Annotated in this window: 17 protein-coding genes; 6 read left to right on the top strand and 11 right to left on the bottom strand. The window is 44.5% G+C overall.

All coding sequences use genetic code 11. From position 1 onward, the window contains the following. The first annotated feature begins 116 nt into the window (after window positions 1-116). Window positions 117-1,058, top strand: a complete 942-nt coding sequence (locus tag AAFP11_RS14675; protein ID WP_341737731.1) for a site-specific DNA-methyltransferase — start codon at window positions 117-119, stop codon at window positions 1,056-1,058. Here AAFP11_RS14675 and AAFP11_RS14680 read toward each other — a convergent pair. After that, a complete protein-coding gene (locus AAFP11_RS14680; protein WP_340519004.1) occupies window positions 1,021-1,572 on the bottom strand; it encodes a hypothetical protein in 552 nt (183 codons plus the stop codon). The genes AAFP11_RS14675 and AAFP11_RS14680 overlap by 38 nt on opposite strands. Further along, the gene (locus AAFP11_RS14685) at window positions 1,562-1,774 is read right to left on the bottom strand and encodes a helix-turn-helix transcriptional regulator (protein ID WP_096828795.1); all 213 of its coding nucleotides are present in this window, start codon (window positions 1,772-1,774) and stop codon (window positions 1,562-1,564) included. The genes AAFP11_RS14680 and AAFP11_RS14685 overlap by 11 nt, the downstream gene beginning before the upstream one ends. Before the next feature lie 382 nt (window positions 1,775-2,156). Between AAFP11_RS14685 and AAFP11_RS14690 the strand changes: the two genes are divergently transcribed. Continuing rightward, window positions 2,157-2,762 carry a DUF3038 domain-containing protein gene (locus AAFP11_RS14690; protein WP_341737732.1) on the top strand — a complete coding sequence of 202 codons (606 nt, stop codon included), beginning with the start codon at window positions 2,157-2,159 and terminating at the stop codon, window positions 2,760-2,762. Window positions 2,763-2,918: 156 nt separating this feature from the next. Next, entirely contained in the window at window positions 2,919-4,556 is a 1,638-nt protein-coding gene (locus AAFP11_RS14695; RefSeq protein ID WP_341737733.1) for a DUF4335 domain-containing protein, read from the top strand. Between the two features lie 430 nt (window positions 4,557-4,986). Here the strand turns inward: AAFP11_RS14695 and AAFP11_RS14700 are convergent, their stop codons facing one another. Both AAFP11_RS14700 and hemC read right to left on the bottom strand, forming a co-directional pair. Continuing rightward, on the bottom strand, window positions 4,987-5,814 hold the full coding sequence (locus AAFP11_RS14700; protein ID WP_341737734.1) for a S1C family serine protease: 828 nt from the start codon (window positions 5,812-5,814) through the stop codon (window positions 4,987-4,989). Window positions 5,815-6,126: 312 nt separating this feature from the next. Beyond that, entirely contained in the window at window positions 6,127-7,098 is a 972-nt protein-coding gene (gene hemC, locus AAFP11_RS14705; RefSeq protein WP_341737735.1) for a hydroxymethylbilane synthase, read from the bottom strand. Between the two features lie 176 nt (window positions 7,099-7,274). Here hemC and AAFP11_RS14710 point away from each other — a divergent pair, with 176 nt between their 5' ends. After that, window positions 7,275-7,730: a type II toxin-antitoxin system antitoxin SocA domain-containing protein gene (locus AAFP11_RS14710; RefSeq protein ID WP_341737736.1), complete on the top strand. Its 456-nt coding sequence runs from the start codon at window positions 7,275-7,277 to the stop codon at window positions 7,728-7,730. Window positions 7,731-7,807: 77 nt separating this feature from the next. On the opposite strand, the gene AAFP11_RS14715 is transcribed toward AAFP11_RS14710, so the two are convergent. Next, window positions 7,808-8,368, bottom strand: coding sequence for a hypothetical protein (locus AAFP11_RS14715; RefSeq protein WP_341737737.1), 561 nt, complete (start codon window positions 8,366-8,368; stop codon window positions 7,808-7,810). A gap of 191 nt (window positions 8,369-8,559) precedes the next feature. Between AAFP11_RS14715 and AAFP11_RS14720 the strand changes: the two genes are divergently transcribed. Next, the gene (locus AAFP11_RS14720) at window positions 8,560-9,645 is read left to right on the top strand and encodes a T4 RnlA family RNA ligase (RefSeq protein ID WP_341737738.1); all 1,086 of its coding nucleotides are present in this window, start codon (window positions 8,560-8,562) and stop codon (window positions 9,643-9,645) included. Window positions 9,646-9,799: 154 nt separating this feature from the next. After that, the gene (locus AAFP11_RS14725) at window positions 9,800-10,648 is read left to right on the top strand and encodes an AAA family ATPase (protein WP_341737739.1); all 849 of its coding nucleotides are present in this window, start codon (window positions 9,800-9,802) and stop codon (window positions 10,646-10,648) included. A gap of 119 nt (window positions 10,649-10,767) precedes the next feature. On the opposite strand, the gene AAFP11_RS14730 is transcribed toward AAFP11_RS14725, so the two are convergent. The 6 genes from AAFP11_RS14730 to AAFP11_RS14755 all read right to left on the bottom strand — a co-directional run bounded on the left by AAFP11_RS14730 (window position 10,768) and on the right by AAFP11_RS14755 (window position 19,214). Beyond that, on the bottom strand, window positions 10,768-14,733 hold the full coding sequence (locus AAFP11_RS14730) for a CHAT domain-containing tetratricopeptide repeat protein (protein ID WP_341737740.1): 3,966 nt from the start codon (window positions 14,731-14,733) through the stop codon (window positions 10,768-10,770). Between the two features lie 266 nt (window positions 14,734-14,999). After that, the gene (locus AAFP11_RS14735) at window positions 15,000-15,383 is read right to left on the bottom strand and encodes a DUF5615 family PIN-like protein (RefSeq protein ID WP_341737741.1); all 384 of its coding nucleotides are present in this window, start codon (window positions 15,381-15,383) and stop codon (window positions 15,000-15,002) included. Beyond that, window positions 15,380-15,640 (bottom strand): DUF433 domain-containing protein, encoded by a 261-nt coding sequence (locus tag AAFP11_RS14740; RefSeq protein ID WP_340551919.1) that lies wholly within the window; start codon window positions 15,638-15,640, stop codon window positions 15,380-15,382. Before AAFP11_RS14740 ends, AAFP11_RS14735 begins: the two co-directional genes overlap by 4 nt. A 149-nt stretch (window positions 15,641-15,789) precedes the next feature. Further along, a complete protein-coding gene (locus AAFP11_RS14745; RefSeq protein WP_341737742.1) occupies window positions 15,790-16,614 on the bottom strand; it encodes a DUF1822 family protein in 825 nt (274 codons plus the stop codon). 2 nt (window positions 16,615-16,616) lie between these two features. Then, complete coding sequence (locus AAFP11_RS14750) at window positions 16,617-17,540, bottom strand: hypothetical protein (protein ID WP_341737743.1); 924 nt, start codon at window positions 17,538-17,540, stop codon at window positions 16,617-16,619. A gap of 396 nt (window positions 17,541-17,936) precedes the next feature. Next, complete coding sequence (locus AAFP11_RS14755) at window positions 17,937-19,214, bottom strand: hypothetical protein (RefSeq protein ID WP_341737744.1); 1,278 nt, start codon at window positions 19,212-19,214, stop codon at window positions 17,937-17,939. Window positions 19,215-19,255: the final 41 nt, after the last annotated feature.

A 19,255-nucleotide genomic window follows, 5' to 3' on the forward strand; every position in this document is an offset into this window, starting at 1 on the left:
AAAGAACGCGAAGTTCGGAAAGAGAAGAGAGTTTCACAACTCATTTATACTCGCTAGATACTGCAAATGTGGCATAATTGAAATTTGAGTTCTCAGTTGAGTAAACTGCCTGATTAATGAAAAAAACTCCCTCAAATGAAGTTTTGGTTGGCGACTGTCGTGAAGTGATGAAGACATTGCCAGAAAATTATATTTCTGCGTGTATCACTGACCCACCTTATAATTATGAATTTATTGGTCATAAATGGGATGACTCGGAAATTCAAAGACGTATTGAAAAAGTCAATGGCAAGGGAAGTAAAACCCTTGTTAAAAACATTCCCTATGGCAGTGGTTTAGCAGGTGGAGTCAGAAACGAAAAATGGTATCAAAGGAATCGTAACAACACTCTGGATTATGAAAAGTGGTGCTTTGATTGGGGTGAGCAGCTTTTTCGGATCTGCAAACCGGGTGCAACAGTTTTAGTTTTCAACAGCACGCGAACTGTTGCTCACGTACAAGTAGCCCTTGAAAATGCTGGTTTCTATGCGAGAGATATGCTTGTTTATAAAAGATCGAGTGGTATTCCTAAAGGTGTCAATATCAAACAACAGTTCGAGAAAAAAGGATATGAAAATCCTGAAAAATGGGATGGTTGGCACAGTTGTCTGAGAAATGAATGGGAAGCAATCTGCGTACTTCAAAAACCACTGGTCAATAATTATTTGGAAACTCTACAGGAGTATGGTACTGGTCTATTTTATACTAAAGATCGGTTTGGTGGTTTTCAGTCAAATATTTTAGAAGGTATACAGCGTGAGAAAACCGAGGAGTTTAACGTCCATTGTACGGTTAAACCGATCGCTCTCATGAGACAACTGGTCGAAATATTTGTACCGCGTTTGGAAAATTCTATTCTAATCGATCCTTTCGCAGGATCGGGAACTACATTAGTGGCGGCGCAAGAATTTGGCATTAGGTATGTTGGCATTGAAATAGTACCTGATTACATAGAAATTATCAACAAGCGCCTAGATAGTTTCAGCGGTGTACAGGGAATTCTCCCACTCTTTCAGTAAGAAATGACTTTAAATCAAACCCACTTATTGTTTGTATAAAATCAAACGAAGCATCGCCAGTGTAAACTCTCCAAGTCCCTACTTGGCAGGCTGTAATAGCTGCGGGCAAATTATCTTGTCTAAGTATTAAAAAAACTGGCTCGTAATTATGAGTACGAAGTAGTGGGCCATAGGATTTGAACTTTTTCAGTGTTCCAGAATCTCCTGAGCCAATACGATATTTTGTATCGATCGCGTACCCATCAACAATCAGATCGCACGGCTCATCACTTCCCACTTTAAATGCTGGCTGAAAACTACTGCAATATGCTTTGCAGGTTTCCGTAACTAACAATTGCCAACACATTCCTAACTCACGTCCCCAATATTGCTTATTTTCTTTTTTTATTATGGGAGAGATACCAAACACATCCATTAAAATATCGTGTTCTTCATTCTCTTCTGTGTAAACTTTCTCGGTAAATGAATTTTGGTATCTTGCTAAAATTTGCTCTAGTTTTTTTTCAGTCATCATCAGTTACCAGTTCAGCTAAACTAACGGATAATGCCTTGGCTATTTTGTTTGCATTAAGCAGCGTTATATTCCTTTCACCTCGTTCAACTGAGCCAATATAAGTACGATGTAATTCAGATAGTTCTGCAAGCTGATCTTGGGAAAGATTTCTGAGCTTTCTGAAATGTCTAACTTTTTTGCCAAATTGCTCCGTAATATCCATAGATTGCGCCAGCTTAAGCAACGACAACTATAATCTGACAGACTATAAGTAGCGACAGACTATAAGTAGCATTCGAGATAGCTAGAATCTTTGGATTGATATAGGTCCCGATCGCTTCAAAACACTGATTTGATTTTGGTCACTCTGTGGAGTAGCATAGTTGGGGGGAAATTTTGGTTATGGGCTTGTTTCGGGCGATCGCACTTAAAAACGCAACTTTGCAACTCGCAATTCCGTCTAACAGTCAGGGCTACCGGAATCAAAGCTCATGGGTGTGGATCAAAATTAACAGAGTTGTTTTTGCGATGCTGGTCACAAGCGCCATCACCGCACACTGTTAGAGATCCAGCCTGAACCTGTCTTAATTTTCAATGCTGAAGCTATGCGCTCGATCGTAAAGTCCTCCACTCCCACCAACGAAGCGGGCACATCTCCCAACTGGGAAGAATTGACCCAAAAAGCACCAGAACCTACCCAGTTGGACAACATTAAATCTCAACTGGATTTAGTGCTGTTAGCCCTAGAGGCACTGGCGGGGATTGGCTCGGAGGCAATACTCAAGGTGGCAGTCGAACTGAATTTAGAGTCAATGGTGGCCGATCGCGTGGCATTATGGCGACTACGCCAGTCTAACCCGCTGCGGAAAGGCCAGGGGGGACGGAAAAAACTGGATGTGGAAGAAGCCCGATCGCTGGTTTTGATTAGCTGTCATTTGGCAAAACAGCACCAAGCCTTAATCCGTCGCGCTGTAGCACTGCTAGAACAAATGGCAGAGCAAAATCGCGAACCTCACACCGTCGCTTTGCTGGGAGATTATATCGACAGATTCAGTAATACTTATGGCGATCGCATGGAAGATGCAGAAAACTTATCCGGCGCACAACTAACCAATTTAGCCCTCAAACTATTGATCGATCTACTTTTTTACAGCAGTCCCGGCGGCCACCGTCGCCTCTGGTTAGCTCTGCTCGATCGGGCTAAAAATTAAGTATAAACTCATGAAATGGAGGCAGAGCCTCCGGATCTGCGTTACCAGGCAGAGCCTGGTAACGAGAATTCCTTCTTCTTCCTGAATTTCCCCCCTAGGGGGGGGGCAGGGGGGGGTGACTTCTTCCTTCTTCCTTCTTCCTTCTTCCTTTCTTTTATGGTTCTAAAACGGTACACGCCCCCCACTTGCACGCTGGAAATTACAGCTAAAAGTTCGCCCCTATCTCGTTGGGCGGGCAAACCCGTGTTGAAATCTCTGAGTTTTGAACTGCGACTCGACGATCCGCGACTGCCAGATACCGAACACGTTACTCTCAAGGGCGATCGGCTGCAACTAGAAGCCCTCCACGAAGCAGTCAACTTCTACATTCAACACTTTCTGGGCGAATCCCGCCCTTGGGAAACCAGCCTCACATCTGAAGCTAAGGATAGCCTGGGGAAAACCGACTCAGCACCAGCCCGCAGCGCCGTCATCCTGCGTGAATCTTTAAACCCTTCAGAAACAACAATTTTTGAGTCAAACTCTTCAGAGGCACAAAAAAATGCGGATATTCCGGTTCATCCCCACTTGAAACCCCGCGGCCTGCTCTCCCACAACTTATTCTTAGGCTCTTTGACAGTGGCAGAATCCGGGCCGGTAGTTCCCTTGAGTACCGTCCAACTGTTTGACTTAGCCACAGCTTTGGATCAATATAGCAGCGAGGTGATGGCACTCCCGAACCTCGGTCGATCGCCCCAACGCCCCCTGGCCTCACCTTGGGTCAAAGTGGCTGCAATGGTTGTAGCCAGCGTCGGTTTAACCACAGGTGTCATCAAAGTGCTTCAGCAGAGTCGATCGGCAGAAATCGCCTCAGCCCCCGGCACTCAAGCATCCAGCCCAACTCCCCAGCCCAACCTAGCCGTAGGGGTGTCTCCCAGTCCGACCCTAGCAACACCAACGCCCCCAGCGCCAACCCCCTCAGCCACACCAACCTTGCCACCCCTGCCGCCCCCGCCCCTCAACAGCAACCCATCCTCCAGTCCCAGCTTACCCCCCATCGCCGCCTCTCCAACTCCCGCCATTAACAAACCCAGCCCCATCCAGCAGCCCGCCGTGCTATTTCCACCTAACAACAGCGCACCCAATGCCGCACCAAATGCAGCACCCAATGCAGCACCCAATCCTCAAGGGCAAATAATCACCATTCCCGCACCCCCAGAACTGCCAATTTCTGCCCCTTCCCAGCCACCCTCAGCACCCAATGCACTCCCCCCCGCCCCACGGGCGCCACAGAGACTAGCTCCCCCCGTACCACCCAGGCTAGGGCCCACCGCAGCGCCACCCCTGCCGCCCTCCCTATCTGCTTCGCGGCTCCCAATTGAGCCCCAAGAATCAATCCCTCGTCCCATCGGGCCGATTGTTCCCCCAAGCAGTACGGAACTACCACCCCTTGAGGATGCTCAACCCAAAACTGAGTCAGACAACAACAAAGTAGCAAGTGGGAGCAAAGCAAATCGCACTTTATTTGATACAATCCCCCAAGTTTCTGAAGCGAAAACTTATTTTGAGCAACGCTGGAAGCCGCCAGAAGGTATGCAAGAAACTTTGGAATACAGTTTGCAGATAGATGAAACAGGGTCTATCCAAAATATTATGCCAATGGGAAAGGCAGCAGGAGATTATATCGATCGCACAAATATGCCTTTAGTCGGTGAGCCTTTTGTTTCTGCTGTTTCTAATGGCACTCCCCCCAGAATTCGAGTTGTTCTGCGGCCCAACGGTCGAGTCCAAACTTTTTTGGAACAAAGTAATTAAACTTTGTTATTGGTTATTGGTTATTGGTTGTTTGTTATTGGTTGTTTGTTATTGGTTATTTGTTATATCAAATCCGGTAGCATCTTAACTATTCATCTCTCTATTCTCTCCCTCTGTGTTCTCTGTGTTCTCTGCGGTTAAATCATTCCGATGCAACGGTCAACAATATTATTGGTTGTTGCTTGTTGGTCATGATAACTATATCGTACCTGTAGGGGCGGGTTCACCGACAATTTTTATCACCCACAAACAATCTTAATAAACCCGCCCCCACCCAAGGAATAACCCCCAACCACTTACTCCATAGCGAATCACCATATAATCTGCAAAAAAGAACGATCGCCCTTTCCATCCATCCCCGCCAATCTACCTAGATTTAGGGTGACAAAAAGTGCGATCGCCCTTTTGACAAATCACCAATAACTACCAACTAATCATCAGAATCATCCTCAAAAGTCTCCTCAAAACCTGCTAAAAAGTCATCCAGGGCGATGGAGGCGATCGCCAAATTAAAACTATCAGCATCTTCCAATCCCCACGTATTCACCCCCACCACTTGACCGGCCATATTAATCAACGGGCCACCAGAATTTCCCGGATTAATCGACGCATCAGTTTCTAACACCTTCACCTCAGCCATATCATCCTCATCATCCTCACCTTCCTCATACTCCTCCGGTTCCCGAATTCCACTAATAATCCCCTGACTTACAGCAGCAGCCAACTGTCCCAAAGGATTTCCCACAGCAATTACGCGATCGCCCACTTTCACATCAAAACACAACTCTAAAGGAGGATATTCTTCAGGAGATTCTACTTGTTCGCCAGTCTTCGGATCGAGCACAAAACCAGTAATCAACAGCAAGGCTAAATCCTCTTCCGCATTACCAGTAAATATCACCTCAGCCATTCTCAACTTGCCGTCATTAGTTTCCACTAAAACCTGTTCGACTTCATCTTCCTCATAGAAATAATCCTCATCAGCAATATCTTCCACAACGTGATAGTTAGTCACAATCGTGTCCGGCGTTACAAAAAAACCACTACCCGAAGAAATTTCTTCTCCCGTATCCCAATCCATCACATAAACTGAAACTACAGACGGCAAAACTTGCTCAACTACATCAGAAAAGTTGCCAGTCTGAGTTTTGAACTCTTTCAATTGCTGCTGCAAAGCTTTTTTATCTGCCTGCATTTTGCGATAAAGTTGCTGAACCTTTGCCAATTCTAGCCTTAATTGAGTTTCCCGAACGCTCATATGTTGCCTTTCCCTGAAATAGATTGATTGATCTTGGCTGTTTGATTGTAGATTTCTGCTCGGATGTTTACTGTTATTAAGACTGACGCAGAGAAACCCGGTTTCTAGAAAAAATCGTTGATTTTACGACCTGATATAGAAGAATCCGGGTTTCATAAATCCAGGGTCTAAGTCCTATTTAAAACTCCCATCTAAAATCTACAAGCAGACTGCTAATGTACCTGTTTTGCCAAAGCGAATCGCCAATGATTTTATTGTACAAAAGGCGATAATTCGCGTCTAAAACCGTAAAAAATAGAGCTATTGAAAAGTTCAAGAGCCTCGTTGAACTTCCCTAAAAATTTCCTCCAAAATTTCACTAGCTCCCTGGGCACGCAAGCGGTGCGCGAGGTCAATCCCCAGCAGTTCAGCAGTTTCTGCTGCGCCACTAACAGTATCTTTCACCAAGCGCAAACCGTCTAGACTAGATACCATTCCGGTTAAAGTTAATTGACCGTTTTCAATTTTGGTATTGACACCGATCGGTACTTGACAACCGCCCTCCAATTCCCGCAGAAAAGCCCGTTCAGCATAACATCTTTGGGCAGTTTCCGAGTGTTCCAGAGCTTTAATCACTTCCAGAATTTCTGGATCTCCGGCGCGGCATTCGATGCCCAAAGCACCTTGTCCGACGGCGTGGAGGGAGATTTCCGGGGCGATAACTTGGTGAATGCGATCGGCCATACCCAATCTTTCCAATCCCGCCACTGCCAAAATAATCGCGTCGTAACCACCATCATCTAATTTAGCAAGTCGAGTATTTAGATTGCCACGAATATCTTTAAATTCAAAATGAGGGAAATGATGCCGCAGTTGAGCAAGTCGTCGCAGGGAAGAAGTGCCAATAACTGCACCTTTTGGTAGTGTGTCAAGCTGCTTATCTTTGTGTTTTTCATGAACGACAAGAGCATCAGCAGGATTTTCCCGTTCGGTGACACATCCTAAAATTAAACCTTCGGGCAAATTTGTCGGCAAATCTTTCAGGGAATGAACGGCAAAGTCCGTTTCATTGTTCAGCATTCCCGTTTCTAATTCTTTAGTGAAAAGTCCTTTATCACCAATTTTAGCGAGGGCAACATCAAGAATTATGTCCCCTTGGGTGGACATCGTGTGGACTTCAAAAGTGTGTTGCGGGAAATGTTTCTGTAGCTCTGCTTGCACCCAGTGTGTTTGAACTAGAGCGAGTTGACTTTTGCGGGAACCGATGCGGACGGTTCGTGAGGGAGCAGATGCGGTTGTAGACATAAGATCGAGCTTGAAATGAGCCAATATATTCACCTGATCTAGCCTACCGCAGGTGGGGACTTTAATCAATCATGATATGAATTTTTATTGCGCTGTTTGCGATCGCAACTGGTAGAAATACACGAAATAGCTTACAATGCTAAGTAAATCAATCAAATTGCGATCGTATTAAAACTATGAAAAGTGCTATTGAGATAGCTGGTTACTTTTTATGCCGAGTCGATCGAGAAGTCGGTGATACAATTTCTCTTCTCAAGCTGCAAAAACTCGTATATTATGCCCAAGCTTGGAGTTTAGTATTTAGAAGCCAGCCACTATTTTATCAAGATATTGAAGCTTGGGTTTCCGGCCCAGTTGTTCGTGATGTTTGGCATGAGTATGAAGCTTATAAGTACAGCGATATTCCATCTCCCAATAATTTTAATGAAGAATTTGACGAAGATGAGAGCGAGGTACTCGAAGAAGTCTGGAATGCTTATGGAGAATTAAGTGCTAAACATTTAGCAGAATTAACACACTCAGAGATGCCTTGGTTAAACGCCCGCAAGGGATTAGAAACTGCTGAAAAATCAACGAACATCATCTCTCACTATGACATGAAATCTTGCTATGCACCTTTAGTGGAGGCATAGATGGGAAAAAGTGCATTTATTACTATTTTCAAGAACAGGCTTTCCGGCCTGTTCCACAAACTAGACCCCATCAAAACTCAACGTTTCCCAGCTTGAATCGCCGAATTTGCCATCTTAATTACATCAGCTTCCCGTCCGTTTTTAATTGCTACGGTATAAAGAAATCCCTGACTTTTCCACTCAACCGAAGCTGTGCAATAAGCCCCACAACCGTTATGAAAAACTCCTTTCATACCCCCCGCAAGTTGCACATTTTTTAACGTCTTAGTTACCCCTTCGATTTTTGTCGAAAACTCACCACCTTTTTGAGCTCGAATTTCTCCAAAACTGCAAGCTCCCGCACCACGACAATCTGCTGTATACTCCATAGAAATCGTATAGCTGTCTGCTTTTGCCGTGATTTGATAGTAAAGTTTTTGCGAAGCAGAAATACTGCTGGGAATAAAAATTGGTACTTGCGTTTTACCTTTTAACTTTGGCAAAATTTCATTGACTGCAACAGGAGTACCGGCTTGAGCAAGTTGTTGTGTTTCCGGTTGTCGCTGCGACAATTCCGAGGCTCCAAAAACTACCGATGCAGGTACTAAAGCAGTCAATAGACACGCAGAAGTCGCCAAAACTAATAATTTTTTGTTCACTGTATTTTTCCTTGATATTGAAACAGTCCAGTTGTTCATAGAACCGGATTCACCTAGGTAAAACCATAATTCAAAATACAGAAGCAATAATAGCTTTTCAGCAAAAAAATATTTTTATATTGTCTTGACAAAGTTGCTAAAATATGCAGTCATATATAATATAGAGAAGGCGAGTAATTTAGGAGTACATCGTGGAACTGCAAGAGTATTTACGCCAGCACGGATTAGAAAATTTGTCCGAAACTTATCATATCAAGGTTACGCGCGATCGGCAATATCCTCATCTCGTCTGTCTGAAATACTCGCAGATAGAATCCCCGCTGGGCGAAAAAATAGTCCAACAGTGTCGGGGAATCATTTTAGATTCATCCCAAGATTGGCAGATAGTTTCTTATCCCTACGACAAATTTTTTAACTACGGAGAAAGCCACGCCACTACAATTGATTGGAAAACCGCCAAAGTTTACGAAAAACTCGATGGTTCTCTAATTGTACTTTATTTTTACAATGGAGAATGGAGAGTGCAATCTAGCGGAACTCCCGACGCAGCAGGCGAAGTTAACGGTTTTGGATTTAGCTTTGCGGAACTTTTTTGGAAAGTCTGGCAAGAATTGGGATATCAATTGCCGTCAGAAACCGACCTATGTTTTATCTTTGAGTTGATGACTCCTTACAATCGAATAGTTGTCCAGCAAAAAAACAATCAAATTGTGTTTCACGGCGTTCGTAATACTCAAACATTGCTAGAAACAGAGCCGACTACTTGGGCTAATAAATATGGATGGGAATTAGTCAAATCTTATGCTTTGACTAGCTGGAAAGAAGTTATCGAAGCGTCTCAGCAGTTAGACCCGATGGATTCGGAAGGATATATTATCTGCGATGCTAATTTTAACCGAGTTAAAGTTAAGTCTCCTCAATATGTGGCGATTTCCCATCTGCGCGAAGGGTTTTCAACTCGCAGGATGATCGAGATTATTTTAACTAATGAAGGGGAAGAGTTTTTAGCTTATTTTCCTGAGTGGACTGAATTGTACCAAAAAGTTAAGGACAAATATCAATCTTTGGTGCAAGAAATTGAGGAGGTTTACCGACAGCATGAATCTATCGAAGTGCAGAAAGATTTTGCGTTTGCTGTGAAACATTTGCCCTATTCTGGGATTTTGTTTTCCTTGCGGGCGCGCAGAGTTGCGGGGGTGAAAGAAGCTCTCCGTGATGTTACTATTCATAAGATAGAGGAGTTGTTGGGCTTGGATTATATCCATTTGGGATTGTAGAAGAAGGTGCTTCGACTTCGCTCAGCAACCGCAAGCAGTACCCTGAGCGTAGTCGAAGGGTTCAGGGCGACGCTTCGCTCAGCAACTGAACCAAGGTGCTTCGACTTCGCTCAGCAACCGAACCAAATTACCAATTACCAATTACCAATTTACCATGAAAAGAGTTATTGTACTTGTCGGTTTACCAGCTTCTGGAAAATCTCAATTTGCGCGAGAGTTGCTGCTGTCTGAACCTGCTAGATGGGTTCGTAGCAATAAAGATTTGTTGCGAGAAATGGCTCATGCTGCTCATTGGTCGCCGGCGAATGAAAAGTTTATTGTGCAGTTGAGAGATACGATTATTTTGATGGCTTTGGAAAGTGGCAAACACGTCATTGTTGATGATACTAATTTTGGCCCGCATATCGAACATATTAAAGAGTTGGTCAAAGGTCAAGCTGTTGTCGAAGTTAATGATTCTTTCCTGCAAGTTCCGGTGGAGGAATGTATTAAACGGGATTTGAAAAGACTCAATTCTGTTGGCAAAGATGTGATTATGAAGATGTATAATAGGTATGTGCGGGTTCTGGTTTCGCCACCGGAATATAATCCCGATTTGCCGGATGCAATTATTGTGGATATGGATGGTACTTTATCGCTTTTGAATGGTAGAAATCCTTTTGATGCTTCTAAGTGCGATCGCGATTTACCGAATCAGCCCGTCTTAGATACCATCCACAAGTGGCAGTCTAGCGTTAATATTATCGTAGTTTCGGGCAGAACCGATGACTGTCAGCCTCAAACTGAGAAATGGTTGCAGCAGTATGAGGTGAATTATGCTGGTATTCATCTGCGGAAAACGGGAGATATGAGGAAGGATGCGATTATGAAAGAGGAAATTTATCGGCAGCATATTGATGGGAAGTATAACATTAAGTTTGTTTTGGACGATCGCCAGCAAGTTGTTGATATGTGGAGAGGCTTGGGATTGACTGTATTCCAAGTAGATGAAGGGGATTTTTAAAGAAGACTCGGCGGTTGAAACCGCGTCTACACAAACGAAGTCCGCCTTCGCGGACTAAGAGATAAACGCGGTATTTAAGCTGGGTTTCTTTGATTTTTACGGCGGGAGTCCTAAAGAAATTAATGCAAACCCTGACAAATAAACCCCGACCAATAACTCAAATCAGCAAAAGGATTTGACATAGTGTAAAGATTTTCCTGCCAACTTTCATATCCTTTCTTTCGATCCTGAATCTGATTCTCCTGCTTCACTATTGTCGTCAACTCCCGATCCAACTTCTTAAACTCATCCGTCCCCTTATTGTAGGATTTATGCCGCAATCTCAACTCCTTTTTGTCCTTTTGAACCACAGCCAATTTTGATGCTAAATCCTTAATAATCCTCTCAAGCAGCGGATCGATTTGCGGTTGATAAAGCCCTTTCAACTCCGCCCCCGAAATCCTCCGCAACCGCACCTGCGCCCGCCACAAAGCCTCTGGGCGACTCAAACCTTCCCGACGATACTGATAGTAAAAAATCGAAAACAACGAAGTAGCAAAATCATCCACCGCCCACAAAGTGCTCACCACACTGCGCGCCCCCGCACACAAAAACCCCGTACCCAAACTCAGCAGATTATCGGTGATTTCCGTGGAAGCTAAATTAGTTTCGCAGCAAGACATAAACACATCTGATAACTGTGGCAAGCGCCAACCGGGAGTCATCAATTCCCCTAACGTGATACTTCCATCCCCTAAAAACAAGCGCGATTCTAAAGGATTGTCCAAACGCGAGACAGCGTGGTGACTGGAGTGGATGACATTCACATTTTGGGCCAGTTTTCGATAGGTGGCGACTGTTGCTTGTTGACTTCCTTTTAAGCGTTCAGATTCAGTCACAATTTCGGCAATTTGTTCGCACTCAAAAGGAGTGAAGTACAAATCATCCGTGGCATTTTCTACAATCCCGTATTTCGGCGATTCGATAGTTGGGCGTTGATGGCAATACTCCAAAATTCGGCAACTGGGAATATAACGAATCAGGAATTTATCACCAAGAAACCGGGGGTTTTCTTGCCCCCCCCTTCTTAAGGGGGGCTGGGGGGGATCAATCGGCAACGCAGCCAGCGGAATCTGATGCAAATACAGATGCGGAATCACAATCAATTCCTGAATTCCCTCCAAACAATTACCAATCAACTCATCAACCTTCAACCGCCGCGACAACTGAGACAAAAACTCACCCATGCCATGTTTCCAAGCTTTCTTATCCCCCAAATAAGGCGACAACCAACCCTCACGAATCCACTTCTGAAAACTTCCCCAACCCTCTCCATGACAAGTGTGAATCTGCGGCGCTTTATCCTTGTAAATCACAAAAATATGAGTGTCATCATCCGTCGTATAAAAACAAAGAATCGCCGTCTGGGAATTATCAATCAGTTGCTGCATCGCCCCAAACTGCATCGGCACAACTTGAACTTGTCCCGCTAAAACCGGATCTAAACGGCGGATGTTTTCCCAGATTTGCTGTTTCTCCCCTTCCAATTCTTGAATCTTCTTCGTGTAAGCAGAAGTATCCGCCCGACTCCGCGACTGACTCCCCACACTGGCTAATCCCTTATTCCCCTCAGATGGATTGCGGAGTTGTTCGACTTCTGCGTCAATTAGCTGCTGCTTCGCTTTAAATTCATCCAAATACTTTTGCACTTGCTGTAAATACTCTTTCGCTGCGGGCGGAATTTCGCCTTTAGCATACAAGTCATTGCTGTGCATTAAATCGACTAACCGCTGAGCACGGGTTCTATCGCAATATTCGATCGCTTTTTCCAGTTGGTTGTTGTTGACAGCAGCTTGAATTGCCTTTTCGTAAACACCGATGGATTCTGCTATCATCTGTTGGCGGATATTATCGGAAGTTGCCCAACTTCTGCTTTTTTCTACTGCTTGAATTGCTTTCTCGAATCCTTCAATGGCGATATCCCAGAAGCCAGCAGTGAAAGCAGTATCGCCGAGGTTTCTACCCGATTGCAAGCAGTCTAAAGGGAAAGCAGTAGGGGTACGGACTATTAAGGCTTCCCGATAACAGGCGATCGCAAGTTCAATATTCGCCGCCCTGACACCCTCTATTCTGTCACTATAGGCAGTCCCCAAATTATTTTGAGTCGTTGCCCATTTTTCGGGATAATTCTCGCGCTTACGGACTTTTAAAGCTTCCCGATAACAGGCGATCGCCTCTTCTATATTCGCCCCCCTGACTCCCTCTATTCTGTTACTATAGGCATTCCCCAAATTATTTTGAGTCATTGCCCATTGTTCGGGATAATCCTTGCGCTTATAGACTATTAAAGCTTCCCGATAACAGGAAATTGCCTCTTCAATATTCGCCGCCCTGACTCCCTCTATTCTGTCACTATAGGCTGTCCCCAAATTATTTTGAGTCATTGCCCAATCTTCGGGATAATCCTTGCGCTTATAGACTATTAAAGCTTCCCGATAACAGGAAATTGCCTCTTCAATATTCGCCGCCCTGACTCCCTCTATTCTGTCACTATAGGCATTCCCCAAATTATTTTGAGTCATTGCCCAATCTTCGGGATAATTCTCGCGCTTATAGACTTCTAAGGCTTCCCGATAACAGGCGATCGCCTCTTCTATATTTTCCGCCCTGACTCCTTCTATTCTGTTACGATAGGCATTCCCCAAATTATTTTGAGTCCTTGCCCATTGTTTGGGATAATACTTGCGGGTATGGACTTCTAAGGCTGCGGTATAACGGGCGATCGCCTCTTCTATATTCTCGGCCCTTAGTCCTTCTATTCTGTCACTATAGGCAATCGCCAAATTGTTTTGAGTCGTAGCCCACTGTTCGGGATAATCCTTGCGCTTATAGACTTCTAAGGCTGCGGTATAACGGGCGATCGCTTCTTCAATATTCGCCGCCCTTAGTCCTTCTATTCTGTCACTATAGGCAGCAGCCAAATTGTTTTGAGTCATTGCCCAATCTTCGGGATAATTCTCGCGGGTACGGACTTCTAAGGCTGCGGTATAATAGGCGATCGCCTCTTCAATATTCGCCGCCCTGACACCTGCTATTCTGTTTGTATAGGCTTCCCCCAAATTATTTTGAGTCATTGCCCAATATTCGGGATAATCCTTGCGCTTATAGACTTCTAAGGCTGCGGTATAACAGGAAATAGCCTCTTCAATATTCTCGGCCCTGACTCCTGCTATTCTGTAACTATAGGCAGTCCCCAAATTGTTTTGAGTACTTGCCCAATATTCGGGATAATCCTTGCGCTTATAGACTTCTAAGGCTGCGGTATAACGGGCGATCGCTTCTTCAATATTCTGTGCGCTGACTCCTGCTATTCTGTGACTATAGGCAACCCCCAAACAAATTTGAGCCGTAGCCCATTGTTCGGGATAATCCTTGCGCTTAGAGAATTCTAAGGCTGCGGTATAACGGGCGATCGCTTCTTCAATATTCTGTGCGCTGACTCCTGCTATTCTGTCACTATAGGCAGTCCCCAAACAAATTTGAGCCGCAGCCCATTGTTTGGGATAATGCTCGCGCTTATAGACTTGTAAGGCTGCGGTATAACAGGCGATACTTATTTCTAAATTCCATGCCCGCTGCCCCAGGGGAAACTGCTGAATAAAGTTGCCAAATTCGCAAATAACTCCTGCGATGGATGCAGCTTGTTCTGAGGTAACTTGCGTGAATGTGGATCTTGCCCAACCTTGTAAGATTTGACCAAAAATCAAATTCAATTTGTCTAAATTTTGTTGTAAAATAGGATAGACAAATTCAGGATTTCCACCACTATCTGACGTTGCTTGCAACACCTCCATCAAGAAAGATAAATACTCTTCAGGAGTTGCCGTATTGCTAACATAATTTGCTAATAGAGCCGCCAGATTCTGCAACCAACCTGCATTGGATTCGTCCTCTGCTGCCATATTCGCCGCCACTGCTTCCATGACTTGCACAAAATCGGCATCAACTAACTCTCGATGGGCGTTGAGAATATCATTTGCACCGTTAGGGCACTCAAGCAGGGCTTGAATCAGTTGGTAATAGGCGGCGAGGCGTTGTTCATCCATTGGAGTTTACCTTTGATTGTGTGTATATATATGTATCGGCAATTTGGGGGGAAATTATGCAAAATTCCCGAAAAATTATAGGAATTACGCATGGGTGCCCCAGAAACCGGGTTTTTACGACAATATTTCGTTTCCATCCGCAGATGTGGCCAAAAACCCGGTTTCTTCAGTTGGTGGGTATCTGGTAGGGTGCGTCGCTGTGAGACTTTCGATTTTGTTTCGAGATTGTTGATAGCGACGCACCCTACACTATTTCTGGTAAGTTCTTAATCAGATTCATCTTCCGATATTGCCTGATACTCCAAAAGCTGTTCCCCTCGAATAATCCACAATTTACCCGCAACTTCTGCCGCATCCAATCCGCGAATTAATATTTCTACAGCCGCTTGCAAATCTTGCGGTTTCGCTTGAGAAGGCAGACGCAATACCACAATCCCAGAATAATCAGAAGGATTGTAGCGGAGGCGATTGCCAAACCCCCTATCCAAAGTCACCAAACATCTACCTTCCATCCGACAGATATCAATTAACAATCCATCCGCCGTTGAAGTCAAATTTTGTTCCCGTACAGTTGCAACATCGTGGCCCGCCAAACGTAACAGCGAAACAACGCGAATGCTGCCCAAATTTTCATCAAGTTTTAACTTCACCCTGCAACTACCTTTGTTTCACCAACAGGAATTTCGACATAACAATCTCTTGCCAACTCAGCCGCATAAGCAATGCAAGCAAAAATATCTTCTCGTTCAATTCCCGGATATTCCTCAAGCAATTCTTCCACAGTCATGCCGCCAGCGAGAAAATCAAGAATCAGAGAAACCCAAATGCGATGGCCGCGAATACAAGGTTTGCCAAAGCAGATATTCGATTCGATTGAGATGCGAGACAGTAAATTATTTTGAGTCATATCTGTTCAATGAGATATTTTCCATTGATTCATTGTAATGAATTTTAGGGTTGATTTGTGGGAACCCAGAAACCGGGTTTTTTACGACAATATTTCGTTTCCACCCGCAGATGTGGCCAAAAACCCGGTTTCTTTAGTCGGTGGGGGGCCTACAAATCATCACCATCTCCCCAAATCTCAGATAACTTTTCCAACAACTCTTCAGCAATCAGATTCAGTTCCGCTTTCACCTCCTCCTCCATATCTGAAACCTTCTCAACAGGTGAAGATTTATGACTTGAGAAAGATAGATTTCTACTTCCCGCCAAAGCCTTCCCCCCTTCATATCCCCAGTCAGATTTCTCACTACTGCGATAAACTCCATTCAAAATTGCCACAATTTCCGAAATAGATTTGTTTTGCAACTTCTCCCGGACTTGTGCTTGTACGGGGTCATCTTCTGCCAAATCCGATAGCAACTCTTCAATTTCACCTTGCAACAGCGGAATTGCCAACTCAATCCGATCCAAATAATCCAACAATTCCTCAATTGGTTTGAGATTAGTGAGAGAAATCGCTTCAGTTTCATCCACAATTTCCACAGCGGGAATAAACCCCAAAAGTTTGACTTTATCGAAAGGTTCCGCAAACCCAACGGCGAGATAAGCAATCCGATTTTCGCGCACTTCCGGCAGAGAAATCGCCGTTTCTCCAAGCATAACCGGACAGCATTCAATCTTGCCAATTCCCGGTAAGACTAAATCCGCGACATTGTGAAACATTCTGAGCACCGGATGCCAACTTTCCCCGGCATCCAAGTCAGTTTCATAACGTAATTCTTGCACGAAAGTGTTCACCGCTAAAACAGCCAGAGTATTGCGATAAACTTGTTGATTTTTCTCAGCATTCGGTTGAGAAGCAGCGAATTTTTCCGCCAACTCGTAGTCTTGTTTATGAAAACGAATTGTGATACAATGTTCAGTAGTGTTAGTCATGATTATTCCTCATCCTCTTTTTGTTTGATTTTTTTGACATCGATTTCATAGCCAATTTCTCCAGCTATCTCTGCCAACAGAGGGACACACTTGTCGTACCAAAGCCTGGTAACATTGTCTGGAGGAATATTCAGGTCTTTTTTGATTTGTTTAAAGGTCTGGGGCGGGGATGTGAAAATCCTGCGCTTAATCAGTTCCCAACAGTTACAAATCGGGTATTTCCGACTACAGCAGTTACGCAATCTTTGTTCCGGGTCTTTCTCTAAATAAGCTTTTAGTTGCAGAAAACGCTCTTGTTGTTCTACATAATCGATGGGCGGTTTTGGTCGTGTATCGGGTATAATTTCTTCTTTGGTTGTGGCATTTTCTTCGCTTGTCGGTTCGTCCAAATGGACAAATCTGATTTTTTTGTGCCTGCGTCGCACATCTATGCAATCAGTTTTTATATTGAGGTTGTACCACCGAACAAAACACTGACACACATCAGAATCGGTGGCATTGTCAACATCAATATCGTACCTTTCTAAAAATTTCTCCAGATTTTTGGTCATGTATTTGACCGTCATTTGGAGTGCGTCATCATAATAGGTTTGTAAACCCATGTCGATGCGCTCTTTAGTCTTGCTTTTTGGCAAGTAGTCAATTAAATCGAGTAGAGATTGAATCTTTCTGAGTCGCTGGGAGTATTCAGGCTCAGCCAGTGCTTGCAAGATCAGGTTTTTGACCTTTAAATCGAGTTCGTTGTTCACAGGCACGTTATGGCATGGGGATAATTCCATTATCCCAGAGAAAATAGCGCAGTAACGTGCCAGGAAGAACAAAGTCAAGGAAATCGGCTTGAGTTCCGAAGGTGGCCACAAGTTGAAGTTTGTGGCTACAGGAACCAAGCCTGGTAAGGGTTCGACGGGGGTATCATGTCTCGTCATAGTCTAGTTTTTTGGGGTTGATATATTGATGTCGCAGGGGTTGGGGGGTTTATGCAGATTTAGGGAAAGTTTTTTTTGCGGTGCCCCGATGGAAGGACATCGCACCGCGCCCTTCTTCGTGTCAAGTTAAGGTTAAACCCAATCAGAGACGGCTGTTTGACGATTAAGGCTAGATCCCCCCTAGCCCCCCTTAAGAAGGGGGGGACAAGAGCATTCAAAGTCTGTCAAGAAGGGGGGGACAAGAGCTTTCAAAGTCTGTCAAGAAGGGGGGGACAAGAGCATTCAAAGTCTGTTAAAAAAGGGGGGGACAAGAATCGGATCAAAGTCCCCCTTCTTAAGGGGGATTTAGGGGGATCTAGACTGCGATACAAACGAGAGATACAGAGGGTTTCAGTCTCAAACAGTATCCTTCATTGCATCAGAATGTCGTTCTTGCCGCCACCGAGATTCGGCTTCTGCGTAACGCTGTCGCGCTGTGGTGATTTCTTCCTCGTAATGCTTGATTTTGTTCCCGTATTTGTGATTCAACCACTGAATGTCATGGGCGAGAATTTCCTTCAATTTTTGTTCTTGGACTTCCACCCATTCATTTTTCAACTGCGCCATTTGTTCCGGTGAGTAAGTACCAGCGGGCGGTTCATACTGTTCGGCAATTTGAGCAACATCGGCTTTAAACTTAAAGTAACGCTGTTCTCGTTTTTCGTCCTGTTCTTTTTCAATTTGATGTTTTTCTTTCTCGTACCACCCGATTTGAAAGTCGGCTTCTACCATGTCCCAATTCTTCAGTCGCCCGCTGGTATCGCCTTCGCTGACAAATTTAGAGCGACGCAGGTTTAAGGCTTGCTCGTAGGCGAGTTCTCGCTGTTTGAGAGTAACTTCTTCGTCGATTCCGGCAATCTGATTTGCCTCCAATTCGGTGATTTCTTGGGGGAGGCTGCTTTCGTATTGCCCAATTAGGGAACGGGCGTGTCCGGGCATTTCAAAGGCGTCGTTTTGCAGTGATGCTGCTCCCCATAACATTACTACGGGTAGGCTGGCTGCGATCGCATTTAACACAATTCCCCCCGGTAATCCCAACCCGATCACAATTCCCAGAGACATCGCATATTCGGTGCCGCTCAATCCCAGGGCTAAACCGACATCGCTAAAGGGTAGTTTGTTCAAATATTGACCTTCCACTTGTAGCACTAAGGTGGTTTGAGATTCGTAATAAAGTTCGCCAAATTCATTTTTGGGGGGATGAGCTTGTTTTTGTTTTTGGATATCTTGCAATGCTTGCTGAGTGCTACTTTTCTTGCGATGGTGTTCCATAACTTTCATCACTTTTTTGTCCGCTACTATCCCCGCAGCGCCGCCGATGAACAAACTCGCTGGAATGCTCATACTTCCCCAGCGAGAAGTCAGTATTTGCGCTCCCGCACTGAAGGTAATTGTACTCATTACCGCTACCAAAATATTGACTATTTTCTTGGTTTCAGGGTTGGGGGTGCGCTGTGCTAAAGGTGTTAAATCGTTAATCCGATTTTTGGCTTTTTCTCCTTCTGCATATCGTTTTTCCCGCTGACTCATTTGGGATTTGATTTGTTCGGGGAGTAGGGCGGTTAATTGTTGGGGAAGGTATTGCCATGCGACGATGCTGGCGGTAGAGTTATGGTTATGATTGGTAGAAGTCATTGGTGTTACCTCAATTTTTTTGCTTTATAAGATAGTGTCGC

This window comes from Microcoleus sp. CAWBG640 (assembly GCF_020883015.1).
In the GTDB taxonomy this organism is placed as follows: Bacteria; Cyanobacteriota; Cyanobacteriia; order Cyanobacteriales; family Microcoleaceae; genus Microcoleus; species Microcoleus anatoxicus.